This window comes from Microbulbifer sp. ABF4_148, assembly GCF_056158985.1.
Genome location: NZ_JBSWUI010000001.1, coordinates 2,316,377 through 2,331,225, shown reverse-complemented (window position 1 = coordinate 2,331,225; position 14,849 = coordinate 2,316,377). Strand labels below are relative to the sequence as shown.

The window sequence follows — 14,849 nt, the reverse complement described above, 5'->3', positions numbered from 1 at the left end:
GGTCGTGGACACCGCTGGCATGCTCAGGGCTGACACCCGCTTTCAGCTGACCGAGCTGATGCAACAACATGAAAAAAAGACTGGGAACCAACTTGTCGTGGTGACGGTTCCCGATCTGGGTGGCACCACCATTGAGGAATATGGGTACCAGCTTGGACGGCACTGGGGGATCGGGCAGAAGGGAAAGAACAACGGCGTTCTGCTCATTGTCGCCCCGAACGAGCGAAAAGTTCGCATTGAGGTAGGCTATGGTCTCGAGGGCGCGCTGACCGATGCCCTGTCCGCCAACATCATCCACACCAAAATTCTGCCACGCTTCCGCGCCGGTGATTTCGACGGCGGTGTCAGCGCTGGTATTCAGTCCGTCATTGCCGCTATCAAGAATGAATACGTCGCTGAACCCACTGATTCAGAGGGGGATGAACGACTTGCAATGCTGGTGGCCCTGGTTTTGCTACTGATCATGCTGAGCCTGTTCTCGTCCTCCCTGTCGGGAGGTAATACTGGGCGCAGCTACCGGCGTGGACGCTACGGTGGTTATTACGGCGGCGGCGGCTTTGGCGGCGGATTCGGCGGTGGCGGCGGAGGCTTTGGCGGAGGTGGCTTCGGTGGCGGAGGCGGCGGTTTTGGTGGCGGTGGCGCATCGGGAGGATGGTGATGCTGGATAGCCAATTTAAGCGAGAGGTAGCCGATAGCATCCGTACGGTGGAAGCCAAAACCGACGCTGAAGTCGTCACCGTGCTTGCCAGAAGTGCAGATAGCTACCTGTACATTTCCACCCTCTGGGCGGCTTTTCTCGCCCTGTTACTCGCACCTCTCCTGCAGTTCCTGCCCTGGTGGATTGACTATCAGCAGGCTTTCACCCTGCAATGGTTCCTGTTTATCGCGCTTGCACTGCTCTTCCGCTGGCCACCACTCACCATGCTGCTGGTGCCCAAAAAAGTGAAGTTCTGGCGCGCAGCCAATCTCGCCAGACGCCAATTTTTGCTGCAAGAACTTCACAGTACCAAGGGGCGCCTCGGGCTACTGATTTTCGCTTCAGAAGCGGAACATTATGTGGAAATTCTCGCAGACCGGGGACTCGCAGAACATATTACCAACGAGCGCTGGCAGGAAATTGTGGAGCAGCTCATCGGTGAAATTCGCAAAGGCAAAACCGGCGAAGCTTTCATACACTGTATCCAGCGATGTGGTGAATTATTGGAAGAGGCAGCACCACTGACAGAAATGAAAAATGAGCTGCCAAATCATCTGATCATGCTGGACTACCCGGAATAAACCGCACCCGGCCCTTCCAGCACCTGTACAGGTTTGGCGTATATCATTCCCAAATCACTAGCCTGATGGAACAATGAAAAAAGGAATTTTTATCACCCTGGGTACCGCCCTGATTCTTATTCCGGTTGCCTACCTCGCCGGCGGACCGCTGGACTCTGACACGCGGGAAAGCGACCGCGCAGGTCGCTCTGACAGTCACGTATTTGCCAGTGAAGACGCAGCGGGCAATGCATCGCTGGATGAACGGGTGCAACAGCTGGAAAAGTCACTGCGTGCAGCGCAGGAGATCCAGGCGCGCACATTGGATCTGGTGGAAGAACTGCAGGAGCAGCTGGAGTCGACCAGTTCCGCCCCCGGTCAAGTCAGCGCGGCAATGCGCGAGGCCGCAACCTCCCACGACAACCGCCGTAGCAGGCGTAGACTCAGTCGCGCAGAGAGTGAAGCCCGCCTGCGCGACCACCAGTTTGAGCAACTGGTGTTAGCGGGAATGACGCCTGAACGCGCAGAATTTGTCTTGCGCAAACAAGAGCGTTTCCAATATGAGCACATGCAAATCTCCCATGCCTATCAGCATCAGAATAACAAGCGTTCACCGGAGGCCCAGGCACTGAGAGAGAAACTGGACACCTATTCCAATCCGCGCAAGATGTTTGCTGAAGAGCTTTCCGATAGCGAGTTTGAAGCCTATTTGGATGTACTGAATGGTCGGCAGGATATGGAAATTCGTTCCGTCGTCAGTGACACACCAGCGGCAACAGCCGGCCTTCAGTCAGGGGACAAGATCATCTCGTACAATGGCTCTAGGGTGTTTCATATGGGGGATCTACGCACCGAAATTTACAAGGTACCCCCCGGTAAAGACGTCGCGATTGAAGTGAAACGTGCTGGTAGTGGCCAGGTACAGACACTGTATGTACCAAGCGGCCCCCTCGGGATTCGCAGCTGATGCCATATCGTCGGCTGCCCCCGGTTTCTGTCGAAATGGAAGGACTGCGATAGCGAAAAAGTGAGCTTTGGTTCAAAAAACCTGCACTACAGAAGAATGCAGGAGACGCCCGAATGAACCAACAGCTAAACCAACAAGTAGATGAAGCGACAATGCACTTCAAAAATAAGAATGCGTGCAAAATACGGGATATCGTCTGCCTGGCATTGCTCATTGGTCTCTTGCAGTGCGCACTGGCGCGGGCAGATTACACCAGCCTGACTGGCGCGGAGACGGCCCCCAACATTGCAGAGCTGGCAATCGAAGGGGACGAGCTGCATATCACGCTGGAAATATCTGCGCGCGACGCGTACTATTTCTGGCCCGCCAATCAGCGCTCCACAGATCTCGAGGCGCTCGCGACACAAGCGCGTGAGCATCCTGACATGAACTTTCAGGTTTTCACGGAGCGCGGCGATCTACCAGCGCAGCAGCCCCAGGTGACCGTCGCCGCACGCACACCGAGAAAATCACCCTTCGCCGGCTCAATTGATCCGCGAACCGGCAGGCGACTCCCAGCGTTACCCACTGATCAACACGTTATCCGCTTTGAGGCCAGTTACCCGCTCTCCGGTGCCGACACAGTCACTGTGGTTCCGCCACTGGATAGCGACGGCCAGACGGCAGCCGTTATTGGCTTCATATCACGCCACGATGCCATGCCCGTGAATAATTTTGCTTATATGGCGCGCTCGGCCACTTGGCATATCAGCAGGCTCGACCCCTGGCAGACTCAACTCGAAAATCCACGCATTCTCAAGCACCTCCGCTATCCATTGCAGTCCTTCCTGTATGTTGGGCCACGAGAAGTTCGGCACGAAGTCGTACTGCGCCCCAGGGACCTGGCAGCCTGGTCAGGGGTACCGTTTGAGGCCTGGCAGGTACTGACTGCGGAAAAACGATCGGCTTTGCGCGCAGAAACACAGGCCTATCTCCATGGTCGTAACCCCACCTCGATCGAATCACGGCCTGTTCAACCGGACTCCATCCAGGTAGCGTTTATGAAGCTCACGCTAGACGGATTGATCCCGTTGCAGCCGGCGGAGGAAATTCCCCTGGGCGCACTCCTGATTGGCTATCGGGAGCGCTATGTCGTCGAGCAGCTGCCAACCAACGTCGATATTGAATGGCAACTGTTCAGCCATCTGGAGGAGCGAGTGCCCTCGCTGGTACAGGATCCGGCCGGGCCTTTCCCAACTTTTCTGACATCGACACTCGCCACAGTTCGCTGGCAGAATTTCCTCACCGCCCATGATGATCCCCAAGTCATGCCGATAATGGCTGAGAGAAGCGGATATACGATTACCCCACGCCTGATCGCCGCGTTTGTGGCCATTGCCTTTCTGCTCTTCGTCATATTCGACTTTTATCGAACCCGCAGACATGGCCGCGTTCTCGCTACCGCACTCGTGGGACTGGTCACCAGTCTGGGCCTCGTCGTGCTTGCCCCCAGCTCGATCAACCTGCCAACACCCACTGAAAACGCGGAGCAGCAGCTTGTGAGGGTATTGACCCAGCTGCTGCGGGAACTTCCCGATGCGTATCTGGAAAGCGAGCCTCATCGTTACGATACCGCCCTATCTCGCCTGGTGTCCCAGCAGCACTCCGTCGCTACTGAGAATGCCCTGTCAGCGGTATATCGACCGCTTACCATTACCGGGGACCGGGGATTCGTGACGGCAATCGATGAAGTACAGCTCGAACAGGTCGATCGCAAGCACGATGGCAACCAAACGATCTATCAAACGCTATCCAGCTGGAACGCCACCGTGGAGGGCTATTTCTGGGGGCACAGCGACCGCAAGCAAGTCAAAGTTCGGGCCATGCTCGACCTGGTCGAACTTGACCGGCAGTGGAAGATTGTCGGATTTACCCCACTGTCGGTGCGGGAATGGACCCCCTCTTTGACGGCGGCTCAGACAGGCCGGCAGCCCATCACTTCACCTGACCCGGGAAACCCCGCGAATGTTGAAACAGACTGATAACAACGCCAAAACCCAACAAACTGCGGCAGGTATCGCGGCGACAGGAGCCCGCGGGTCATTTCGCTTTCGCATTTTTTTTCTGGGTCTGAGTGTGTGCCTGCTCCTGCTGGCCAGTTCACAGGCAACGGCACACTTTCTCCTCAACCTCAACGTGCGAATTTTCCATGTCGAGCACAGTGACTACGGTACGGAGTTGTACCTGCGTATGCCGCTGCCATACCTGCTGGCGGACAAGGTCGGCCGTGACAATGCACCCGGTAATTTGCCGTCACCAGCGCCCTATACACGCAACGCTTTGGAGGATGGCGCAGTCGTTCATTTTGTCGACTTCACTCAGGTGGCCGCAGTACCGCTGGGGCTCGGCAACATTGCAGAGTCAGCCTTACGCCTGGAAAGCGGTGACGCTGTGCTGCGCGGTGAAATCATCGATGTACGACTCCATGCGCTGGGCACTGAACCCGACTTCGCGACGCTCGAAGAAGCGCAGAATGCCTTCACCAGGGCCCGCCCAATCCCGGTTTCGATGCGGCGACAAACTGCACAGTATGTCGGCGACACCGTAATCGACATTCGCCTGAGATATCCCACGATCACTGGGGAATCCCGTTATCGTCTGGCCGATTATTTGAATCCCGGCCTGCCAGGACAGGAGAACACGGCCAATCTGGTGCTGGACCACCGTGGCGGAAAAACCGAGATTTTCCGCTCCAACGGACTGCTGACAAACCCCATTGAAATCAGCCATTCAACGACTCGCGCGATGGCGACGTTTATCCATGAGGGCGTTATTCATATCCTCGCAGGTCTGGATCACGTCCTGTTCGTGTTATGCCTCATTATTGGTGCCACTTCCCTGTCGGCGCTGCTCTGGCGAATCACGGGATTCACCATTGGCCACAGCGTGACGCTGTCAGCGGGCTTCTTCGGGCTGGTGCCTTCCGGTGCCTGGTTTGTGCCTCTGGTAGAAACCGGTATTGCACTCTCCATTATTTTTGCTGCCTGGATGGCCATCAGCACACGCCGACGTCCCGGTAATGCATCGCCGCGCCAACGGATCATACTGAGTGAAACCTGGATCGTGGTCGGCACCTGTGGGCTGGGACTGCTGCACGGCCTGGGATTTTCCTTTGTGCTGCACGAAATTCTGAAAGTCGACGCGCCGAATATCTGGCAGAGCCTGCTGGCGTTCAATATCGGGGTGGAGCTGGGGCAGGCATTGATTATTCTGGCCATCTGGCCACTGCTGGCTTTGGTGAGAAACCGGCGCGAAAGCTGGGAGCAATCCGTTTGCAGCGCCGTCGCACTAGGCTGTATTGCGATTGCCCTGTTTTGGACGGTCGACCGCAGTTATCAGTTTGTCAGCGCCCTCGGCGCCTGAATGCTATGCCCAATGAACGTCCTACCACCGCCAGCTATAGGCGATATAAGGCCCCCGCTGATTGACGTCATAAGCAAAAATGCCGTCTGAGCGACGACTCCGATAATCAATGCCGTAAAACAGATAGCCAAAGCGCAGCGCATGACGATCATTAAACGCGCGTTCCGCCCCGGCAAGGATCCCCCACTGCAAGTCATCTCCCCCCGCACCGAAGCCCCCGGCGTCCGCGCGCAGCGCCAGCGTCAGGCATTCAGAGACACTCACACCAGCGCGAAACCCAATCACCGGCTCCCACCAGGTTTCCGAACCGCCGAGGGTTTGCTGGATACCCGGCCTCGGCCCGATGTTCAGCGACAGGTCTGTTTTGATTTCCTGTTTCAGGTAATTCCAGCGCGCCCCGGCAGACACGTCAAACGCCCACGGAAAGCGCGCGTCGGCGGGGGACTCGAACGCGCGGTAAAGGCCCTGCAGCGACAGCCAACCCTGCCGTACATCAACATCTACATTCAGCGTTGCGGTCAAGTCCAGATTCGGATTATTCCCCGGCGTTAACTGCGCGCCTCTGTCCAGGCCCAGCGAGACATAGTACAGATCCGCCAGTATGCCGAAGCGATCACGACGGGCCTCAAAACGCGTTGCAAATGCCACATCGAGAATCTCCAGTACGTCGGATAAATCGAGATCCAGCTTGGCTTCGGTACCAGCAACCACCGAGGTACCCTGTGTCGCCACCGGCAGAAAAAGATAGGGAGTCAGTGAATATTCCCATTCTTCCTCCTGGTTCTCAGCCAGAATCTTCGTCGGCAACAAAAACACAGACAACAAGAGTAAAGCGAGCCAACCATGCAAAGCCCGGCCGCTATCCCGAGCTTGCCCGCCTGTCGGTCTTTTATTTCTTTCGAGATCCATGAGCAATACTCCATATGATGGCGGACAGGCAGGCGAAAAAAATAGACCATTACTCGGGCATCGGTGGCGGCGTGTAGCCCGGCCACTTGCCCGCCTCGATCGCTTTGGACGGGCTTTTCTCATCGGTCCGCGGGGCTTCTTTGTAGGCCTCACTCACGGCGGGCGGCAGCACATACTCGTCCACCGTCGCCATACGCACGACGATATCGTCCCTGGTGACATTGATTACCATCAGGTCACGTGCCAGCGCCAGCGGCCCGCTATAGGTGGTCCGCACACTATCCATAATCGCCGCATTATTTTCCGGCGACTGCACCGAGTGATAGCCGACAGCGAGACGCGGTTTGACCGCCGACATTACTTTGCCGAAGGCATCCGGTGAAGTATGGATTCTTGTCGCCACATAAGTGGCCTGCTTCAGGTCCCAGCCAAAGTACGTAGCCAATTCTTCCGGTGGCAGGAAACATTCGTGGGAAGCGACATCGGCATCCTTGGCGTATTCGATATACCAACTGTTCGGGTAGGTATCGCCACCAAATACGTACTTTAAACCCTTCCATTCCAGGCTATAGCTGACAGAACCATCGAGGCTGTGTATGGCGGGCCAGGAGCGAATCGTTACCCCATTTTCCTCATAAACGACTGCATTCTCCTGGCGGTAATCAAATTCATGCACGACGATCTCAGCACCCTTGTCAGGCAGTGCGCCGGAGCGCGTGGCCAGGTCCCACGCGTAACCTTTGCGCATCCCCTCAATAAAAGCCGCGGAACCTAACTCGGGTGTGGAGCCACTGGGCCCAAAGAAATGAATTGGCGTATATCGTCCCGAGAGCCATCCACCGATATGCAGTCCCATAAAGTCGCCTACATGATCAATATGCAAATGACTGGCAAATACTTTGTCGAGCCGGGAAAAATCCGGTCGCAAGGAAAACAGGTTCGCCATGGCGCCCATGCCAATATCAAACAGGAAGCTCTCGCCGTTACCCAGCTCCACCAGATAGGAAATAGAGACCGCGGCGCGGGTTTGATTGGGCATACCCGTACCGAGTGCGGTAATGCGCATTTCCTCAGAGCCAAGCAACTCGGTATTGGGAAAATAGCTGGCAGGATAATCGCCACCACGAATCGGCGAAGCGGTACGCCCCGGTGGTGTCGCCGGCGCGTTCGCCCGATTTGCCTGGGGAAGGACTTCCTGTGCCAGCACCCGGTTGCCCTGCTCCGCAATGATGCCGAGCAGCACAATCGCGAGAGGAATCGTAAAAATCAGGGAGACGGTACACCGCCTCCACGGGAATCGCTTTCCGGCCATGGCACCCCCGAGACGCTCCTTCATCTTTTTGCTGGATCCGATGTGTTCCGCCTATCCGTAGGCTCATTGGCGTCAGAACACCCACCGGCAGTCGAGGCATATTTCGCCCAACACTAACGATAGATCCAGTTGCGAATGACAGGTGGCGTAACTTTGGTGTCCGGCGACAAAATGCTGCATTCAATGCCATAGAGACGCTGGTGGACACCGCTGGACCTGCGTGCTGGAGGGAAGTAATAGTGCTGGCGCGGTAGGTTTCATATCGGGAAGAGACTCCCCGGACGACAGGCAGAAAAAGGTGAGATCGAAGCTGGGAGGGGATGACGGTACTGCGGACATTGAATGCCCGCAGCACCCGGTATGTGAGGTGACTATCAGGCGCCTTCTGGGCGCATATGTGGGAACAGCAATACGTCGCGAATGGACGGAGAGTCGGTCAGCAGCATAACCAGCCGATCAATGCCAATGCCCTCTCCCGCCGTTGGCGGCAGGCCGTATTCAAGCGCACGGATATAATCGGCGTCAAAATGCATCGCCTCATCGTCACCGGCATCCTTCTCTGCCACCTGGGCTTTGAAACGCTCCGCCTGGTCTTCGGCATCATTCAGTTCCGAGAAACCATTGGCAATTTCACGGCCACCGACAAAGAATTCAAAGCGATCGGTCACAAACGGATTGTCGTCATTGCGACGGGCCAATGGAGAAACCTCGGTCGGGTATTCAGTGATAAACGTCGGCTGGTCGAGGCGGTGTTCGACGGTCTTTTCGAAAATTTCTATCTGGATCTTGCCCAGGCCCCAGATTTCCTTCAGTGGGATTTCCAGCTTCGTGGCGACGGCTTTGGCGCTATCGAGGTTATCGATATCCGATGCCGATAGCTCGGGGTTGAAGTGCAGGATGGAATCGAACACGGACATGCGTGCAAACGGCTTGGCAAAGTCGTAACTGCTGCCCTGGTACTCAACCACGGTCTTGCCGAGTACATTCTCACAGATACCGCGGATCATCTGCTCGGTGAGGTCCATCAGGTCATTGTAATCGGCATAGGCCTGGTAGAACTCCAGCATGGTGAACTCGGGGTTGTGCCGGGTGGACAGGCCCTCGTTGCGGAAATTGCGGTTGATTTCATACACACGCTCGAAACCGCCAACCACCAGACGCTTCAGGTAGAGCTCCGGTGCCACACGCAGATACATATCAATATCCAGCGCGTTGTGGTGAGTGACAAACGGACGTGCCGTCGCACCGCCGGGAATCACCTGCAGCATCGGGGTTTCCACTTCCATAAAATGGTTGCCGTTCAGGAAGCTGCGGATGTATTCAATCACCTTGGAGCGGACACGAAAAACTTCACGGGACTCAGGTGTGGCAATCAGGTCCACGTAGCGCTGGCGATAGCGCAGCTCCTGATCGGCGATACCGTGGAATTTTTCCGGTAGCGGACGCAATGCTTTGGTCAGCAGCTGGAACTCTTCACAGTTCACGTACAGGTCGCCCTTGCCGGATTTGTGGAGTGCACCGCTCACACCAACGATGTCACCAATATCCCAGGCACCAAAGCGCTCCTTGATCTCTTTCTGGGCAGTCTTGTCAGCGTACAGCTGGATGCGGTCAGAGACATCCTGGATCACCAGGAAAGGGCCTCGCTTGGCCAGGATACGCCCCGCCACACACGCCCGTTTACCCAGTGCCTCAAGCTCTTCCTTGGACTTCTCGCCAAACTCTGCCTGCAGGTCAGCGGCCAGGTTTTCACGGCGGAAGCTATTGGGAAACGCATTGCCCTTTTCACGCAGTGCGGTCAGCTTGGCACGGCGTTCGGCAATCAGCTTGTTTTCGTCTTGGGCGACAGGGGTTTCGTGACTCATGATCGGGAGTATCGCTTTCTGATTTAGTGTTTGGGGAAACGGTCGGCCGGGCTTTACAGCCCGGCTTTGAGGCTGGCCTCGATAAACTGGTCGAGGTCTCCATCGAGGACGGACTGGCAGTTGCTGGTCTGCACACCGGTACGCAAATCCTTGATGCGCTGGTCATCCAGCACGTAGGAGCGAATCTGGCTGCCCCAGCCAATGTCAGACTTGCTGTCCTCCATGGCCTGTTTTTCTGCATTGCGTTTGAGCATCTCCTGCTCGTACAGGCGCGCGCGCAGCATCTTCCAGGCCTTATCGCGGTTCTGGTGCTGCGAGCGCTCGCTCTGGCACGCCACCACAATGCCGGTCTCAATATGGGTCAGTCGCACCGCGGAATCGGTCTTGTTCACGTGCTGACCACCGGCCCCGGAAGCCCGGTAGGTATCTTCGCGCACCTGGGACTTGTCGACCTCAATCTCGATATTGTCATCGATCTCAGGAGAGACAAAGATGGAAGAGAATGACGTGTGACGGCGGTTACCGGAGTCAAACGGGGATTTCCGTACCAGACGGTGCACCCCGGTTTCGGTACGCAGCCAGCCGAACGCATGATCGCCGGCAAAGTGAATCGTGGCGCTCTTGATACCCGCCACTTCACCGGCCGAGACTTCTTCCAGTGTGGTCTTGAAACCATGCGCCTCACCCCAGCGCAAATACATACGCAACAGCATCTCGGCCCAGTCCTGGGCTTCGGTACCACCGGAACCTGCCTGAATATCGAGATAGGCATTGTTGCTGTCGTTCTCGCCCGAGAACATACGGCGAAACTCGAGAATACCCAGCTGCTGCTGGAGCCCCTCAATCTCGGCGGTCACCTCGGTAACGGAATCCTCATCGTCTTCTTCAACCGCCATCTCCAGCAGCTCTCGACAATCACTGACACCACTGTCGAGCGATTCGATGGTGTTGACGACCGTTTCCAGCGATGAGCGTTCGCGACCCAGCTCCTGGGCGCGATCCGGCTCTTCCCAGACACTCGGCTCCGCCAGCTCCAGCTCGACTTCGGTCAGGCGTTCTTTCTTGCTGGCGTAGTCAAAGATACCCCCTAAGAACGTCAGTGCGCTCTTCGAGGTCTTTCAACTGGTTCAGGAGGGGGTTGATTTCCATGATGCGTGAAATTCCGGACAACGGTTCAACATTCAGGCACGCCGGTCATCCGGAGCAGTGCCCTGCCAGTCTCCCACGCAAGGCTGCTGCGAGGGCGGCGCGCATTCTACCGCAGGGAGGCACCCAGCGGCAAAGCCCGGCGCCCGGAACGGCGATTCAGCTGGGGGCCGGGCTGCTCGATGCGGCCTGCTTGCACTCACTGGTCTGGTACTGGATCTGCGAGGCCGGGTCGAACCCCTGCTGCAGGGCCACATCCAGACTCGCCGTTGGAATCAAATGCAGTACCACATCGCCGGTTTGACCGCCGCACACCGCCGGAAACATCCGGTCAGTCCTGACCCCGCAGGTGGACTCTTCGACGTCCACCCCGTTGGCAGTCAGCGAGGTGGTACTGGTTTCCAGCGTCAACCCACCGTTTTCGCACTGGCGATTGCCCCGCGCCCGATAGACCCAGATCAACTGCTCGGCCTGCACGGCCATGGGCTCTCGCGACGTTTCCGCGGCGGTGCCCTGCTGCTCGTTATTCGGATCCGGGGCTTCGCGTTTTTGATCACAGGCGGTGACCGCAAGTACCGCAAGCAGTAACGCTACCATCCGTTGGTTCATCTCTTCACTCCTGTGTAAGTCTATTCCCGCGTAGGCCGGAAGACCTGCCTATCCGAATGCCAGCCACACCCCGACAACAAGCATCAGGGTGCCCGCCAGCCGGTTCACCAGGCGCACATTTTCGCTGCGCTGCAGCAGCTGCCCGAGCGCCCTACCGCCACCGGCATATACCAACATGCACACGGTTTCCAGCAGCAAAATAATAGCAACCAGAACGGTGAGCTGTGGCGCCAGGGGTAAAGACTGGTTGATAAATGGCGGGAGCAACGCAATGGTGAACGCCCAACCCTTGGGATTCGCAACCGCGGTCAGAAACCCCTGGGCGGCCAGCGCGCCGCGGGACGGGAGCGCCCGGGGAGCGCCATCTGCCGGCGCCACCAGCACCATGCGGCCGCGGGAGCGCCACATCTGCACCCCCACCCAGCAAAGATAGCCGCCACCAAGTACTTTGAAGACCTGAAATGCCAGCGGGAACTTTAACATCAGGGCAGCGATGCCAAGCACCGCGGAAATCGAAACCAGCGCCACGCCGGCCAACTCGCCCAGCATCATCCAACTGGCGCGACGCACCCCTACCGTCATTCCCAGTGTCAGCGCCAGCGTCATGCACATCCCCGGTGTGATCGATACCAAGAAAAACGTGGGCACAAACAGCGCGAGCAGGGAAAAATCCAGCGAGGGCATCATCAGTGGTGTGTCCCGGCGTGGTTACCAAAATGGCTGACCAGCATACCCGCCAGCATCAGTCCGCATCCTGCCAATTCGCGGACCGTCAGCACTTCGTTGAGAAACAGCCAGCCGGCAGCCAACGCGAAAACCGCCTCCAGGCTCATGATCACGGTGGCATGGGAGGGGGCCGCGTACCGCTGCCCAAGCAATTGGAACGTAAACGCGATGGCCGTTGAGAAAACCATCATGTAGGCAATCGGCCACGCTGCCGCCTTCGCCGCCGCCAATGTCGGCTCTTCAATCAGAAATGCGGCCAGTGCCGACAACAACCCGCAACTCAGGAATTGCACGCAGGCGAGGCGCAGGGCATCGTGCCGACGCACCAAATGGTCCGCCGACAAGACCTGAATGGCAAAGACGAATGCGCTGGCAAACACCATCAGGTCACCCACCAGCTGCGCTTCTTCAGAAAAGTCTGCCAACCAGTAGAGTCCGACTAACGCTAGCGCCACTCCCGCCCAGGTCCAACGATTGGTCTTGTGTCCCAGAGAGAGGCCGATGACCGGCACAAGCAGCAAATAGAACCCGGTGATAAAGCCGGCACGTCCCGCAGAGGTGTAGAGCAGACTGACCTGTTGCAAAGCCGCGCCGAGGAACAACCAGAACCCCAGCACTGCACCTCCTGGCAGACTGGCTCTCCAGGTGCGCGTCACACCCTCAGACGCTCCTTGCCCATCAGCGGACCGCCGCGAGAACCAGTAAACGACGGGCACCAAGAGCAGACCACCCAGCAAGAAACGCCAGGCATTGAAGGCCAGCGGCTCGATGTGGTCCATCGCAATTTTCTGTGGGACAAAGGCAACCCCCCAGAACAGGGCAGCCAATACCAGCAATAACTCCGCACGGGCCTGCTTGCGGTCCATTCATACACCTCAAAAGAATATGGGAACGTGGTGCACCCCGCCGGGCACCACGGAAAATTGGATCAGGCGGGCTCGAGATAGTCCACCATCAGCTGCAGGGACTCCCGGCCGCGATATTCGTTGATATCCAACTTGAATGCCAGCTTCACCCGTTGCGTGGCGTTCGGCCAGAGATTCGTATCGACATTGAACGCGATGGCATCAATCACCTGCTGCGGCGCACTCGGGTGTGCGACCACCATTTTCAGGTGTCGATCCCCCACAATTCGCTGCTGCAGCAGTAGAAATTCCCCATCGAAAACAGGCTCTGGAAATGCCTGGCCCCAGGGCGCACAAGCGCGCAGCATCGCCGCAATCTGCATGCTGAAGTCCCCCGGCATCAGCTCACCATCGGATTCGACAATCGCCTGTAGCTGCGAAGCCTCCAGTCGCTGGCGTACCGCGTGCTCAAACGCGGCAGTAAAGGCCGGCAGATTTTCTGCCGGCAGACTCAGGCCCGCGGCCATCGCATGACCACCGAACTTGCTGATCAACGCCGGATCCGCGGCTGCCACATCACTCAGCGCGTCACGAATATGCAGACCCGGGATAGACCGCGCCGACCCTTTGACCAAGCCGCCATCACCATCGGCAAACGCGATCACCGGACGATGAAATTTTTCCTTGATACGGCTGGCAAGTATCCCCACCACACCCTGGTGCCAACCAGCATCGTACAGGCAGAGACTCCAGGGCAGGTCACTATCCAACTGAAGCTTATCCAGAGCGGCCATCGCCTCACGCTGCATGCCCTGCTCGATCGCCTTGCGGTCGCGATTCAAGCCGTCCAGCTCCCGCGCCAGCTCCTGAGCCTCGGCCGGGTCCTGTGTCAGCAGGCAGCGAATCCCGGTGCTGATATCATCGAGACGACCCGCCGCATTGATGCGCGGACCTATGGTGAAACCGATATCCGTAGTCGACAGGCGTCGCTGGTCGCGACCAGCGACTTGAAGCAGCGCCGCAATACCGGGGCGACAGTGACCGGCGCGAATCCGGGCAATGCCCTGGTGCACCAAAATGCGATTGTTATGATCCAACGGCACCAGATCCGCAACGGTACCCACCGCGACGAGATCGAGATAATCCGCCATATTGGGTGCGGCAATGCGAGCGTCCTCAAACCAGCCGGATTCCACCAATGCAGTTCGCAGGCGGCTGAGCAAGTAGAAGATCACACCAACGCCGGCAAGGCTGCGGCTGGGGAATTCACAACCGGGCTGGTTCGGGTTAACGATCGCATCGGCAGCGGGCAATTCGGCACCGGGCAGGTGGTGGTCCGTGACGATCACCCGCATGCCCGCTGCTCTTGCAGCAGCGACGCCGTCGATACTGCTAATGCCATTGTCGACGGTGATCAGCAGATCCGGATTGTACTCCCGCGCCACTTCGACAATTTCCGGGGTCAGTCCATATCCGTAGTCGAAGCGATTGGGCACCAGGAAATCGACTGGGCCCGCACCCATCGCCCCCAACGCCAGTACTGCGAGCGTACTGCTGGTTGCCCCGTCCGCATCGAAGTCACCCACGATAAGGATTTTCTGCTGCGCACGTACGACTTCCACCAGCAGTTTCACTGCCGCGTCCAGGCCACGCATGGTCCGCGGATCGTGCAAACAGGCGAGACGATGGTCCAGCTCTGACTCACTGGTAACGCCACGCCCCAACAACACACGCTGGAGAATTTCCGGGGTTTCAGATGCAAAACGGCCAGTGGATACCTCCACTGGCCGCCGCTGGATCTGTTTGTTCAT

General features: G+C 57.7%; 13 protein-coding genes. 5 read left to right on the top strand and 8 right to left on the bottom strand.

Going from position 1 to position 14,849, the window contains the following annotated elements:
* The first annotated feature begins 4 nt into the window (after positions 1-4).
* The 5 genes from ACXAD0_RS10130 (at position 5) to ACXAD0_RS10110 (ending at position 5,626) form a co-directional block, all read left to right on the top strand.
* On the top strand, positions 5-658 hold the full coding sequence (locus tag ACXAD0_RS10130; RefSeq protein ID WP_475088289.1) for a TPM domain-containing protein: 654 nt from the start codon (positions 5-7) through the stop codon (positions 656-658).
* Positions 658-1,278 (top strand): TPM domain-containing protein, encoded by a 621-nt coding sequence (locus ACXAD0_RS10125; protein WP_475088288.1) that lies wholly within the window; start codon positions 658-660, stop codon positions 1,276-1,278. Before ACXAD0_RS10130 ends, ACXAD0_RS10125 begins: the two co-directional genes overlap by 1 nt.
* A 73-nt stretch (positions 1,279-1,351) precedes the next feature.
* On the top strand, positions 1,352-2,224 hold the full coding sequence (locus tag ACXAD0_RS10120) for a PDZ domain-containing protein (protein WP_475088287.1): 873 nt from the start codon (positions 1,352-1,354) through the stop codon (positions 2,222-2,224).
* A 113-nt stretch (positions 2,225-2,337) separates the two neighbouring features.
* The gene (locus ACXAD0_RS10115; protein ID WP_475088286.1) at positions 2,338-4,245 is read left to right on the top strand and encodes a hypothetical protein; all 1,908 of its coding nucleotides are present in this window, start codon (positions 2,338-2,340) and stop codon (positions 4,243-4,245) included.
* Positions 4,229-5,626, top strand: coding sequence for a HupE/UreJ family protein (locus ACXAD0_RS10110; RefSeq protein ID WP_475088285.1), 1,398 nt, complete (start codon positions 4,229-4,231; stop codon positions 5,624-5,626). Before ACXAD0_RS10115 ends, ACXAD0_RS10110 begins: the two co-directional genes overlap by 17 nt.
* Before the next feature lie 21 nt (positions 5,627-5,647).
* On the opposite strand, the gene ACXAD0_RS10105 is transcribed toward ACXAD0_RS10110, so the two are convergent.
* The 8 genes from ACXAD0_RS10105 to recJ form a co-directional block, all read right to left on the bottom strand.
* A complete protein-coding gene (locus tag ACXAD0_RS10105) occupies positions 5,648-6,442 on the bottom strand; it encodes a hypothetical protein (protein ID WP_475090356.1) in 795 nt (264 codons plus the stop codon).
* Between the two features lie 142 nt (positions 6,443-6,584).
* Positions 6,585-7,871: a guanitoxin biosynthesis MBL fold metallo-hydrolase GntH gene (gene gntH / locus ACXAD0_RS10100; RefSeq protein WP_475088284.1), complete on the bottom strand. Its 1,287-nt coding sequence runs from the start codon at positions 7,869-7,871 to the stop codon at positions 6,585-6,587.
* Between the two features lie 350 nt (positions 7,872-8,221).
* Entirely contained in the window at positions 8,222-9,712 is a 1,491-nt protein-coding gene (lysS, locus tag ACXAD0_RS10095; RefSeq protein WP_475088283.1) for a lysine--tRNA ligase, read from the bottom strand.
* Between the two features lie 53 nt (positions 9,713-9,765).
* Positions 9,766-10,861, bottom strand: a protein-coding gene (gene prfB, locus ACXAD0_RS10090; RefSeq protein WP_475088282.1) for a peptide chain release factor 2 whose coding sequence is annotated in 2 segments (ribosomal slippage) — positions 9,766-10,788 and positions 10,790-10,861 — 1,095 coding nt in all. Because the reading frame shifts where the segments join, the coding sequence is not laid out codon by codon here.
* Between the two features lie 156 nt (positions 10,862-11,017).
* A complete protein-coding gene (locus tag ACXAD0_RS10085; protein ID WP_475088281.1) occupies positions 11,018-11,467 on the bottom strand; it encodes a hypothetical protein in 450 nt (149 codons plus the stop codon).
* Between the two features lie 48 nt (positions 11,468-11,515).
* Entirely contained in the window at positions 11,516-12,154 is a 639-nt protein-coding gene (locus ACXAD0_RS10080; protein WP_475088280.1) for a LysE family translocator, read from the bottom strand.
* On the bottom strand, positions 12,154-13,059 hold the full coding sequence (locus ACXAD0_RS10075) for a DMT family transporter (RefSeq protein ID WP_475088279.1): 906 nt from the start codon (positions 13,057-13,059) through the stop codon (positions 12,154-12,156). The genes ACXAD0_RS10080 and ACXAD0_RS10075 overlap by 1 nt, the downstream gene beginning before the upstream one ends.
* Before the next feature lie 62 nt (positions 13,060-13,121).
* Positions 13,122-14,849: a single-stranded-DNA-specific exonuclease RecJ gene (gene recJ, locus ACXAD0_RS10070; RefSeq protein WP_475088278.1), complete on the bottom strand. Its 1,728-nt coding sequence runs from the start codon at positions 14,847-14,849 to the stop codon at positions 13,122-13,124.

Coding starts and splice junctions, on each gene's coding strand:
- ACXAD0_RS10125 (WP_475088288.1), top strand. CDS start 658: ATGCTGGATAGCCAATTTAAGCGAGAGGTAGCCGATAGCATCCGTACG.
- ACXAD0_RS10120 (WP_475088287.1), top strand. CDS start 1,352: ATGAAAAAAGGAATTTTTATCACCCTGGGTACCGCCCTGATTCTTATT.
- ACXAD0_RS10115 (WP_475088286.1), top strand. CDS start 2,338: ATGAACCAACAGCTAAACCAACAAGTAGATGAAGCGACAATGCACTTC.
- ACXAD0_RS10110 (WP_475088285.1), top strand. CDS start 4,229: ATGTTGAAACAGACTGATAACAACGCCAAAACCCAACAAACTGCGGCA.
- gntH (WP_475088284.1), bottom strand. CDS start 7,871: ATGAAGGAGCGTCTCGGGGGTGCCATGGCCGGAAAGCGATTCCCGTGG.
- lysS (WP_475088283.1), bottom strand. CDS start 9,712: ATGAGTCACGAAACCCCTGTCGCCCAAGACGAAAACAAGCTGATTGCC.
- ACXAD0_RS10085 (WP_475088281.1), bottom strand. CDS start 11,467: ATGAACCAACGGATGGTAGCGTTACTGCTTGCGGTACTTGCGGTCACC.
- ACXAD0_RS10080 (WP_475088280.1), bottom strand. CDS start 12,154: ATGATGCCCTCGCTGGATTTTTCCCTGCTCGCGCTGTTTGTGCCCACG.
- ACXAD0_RS10075 (WP_475088279.1), bottom strand. CDS start 13,059: ATGGACCGCAAGCAGGCCCGTGCGGAGTTATTGCTGGTATTGGCTGCC.
- recJ (WP_475088278.1), bottom strand. CDS start 14,849: ATGAACAAACAGATCCAGCGGCGGCCAGTGGAGGTATCCACTGGCCGT.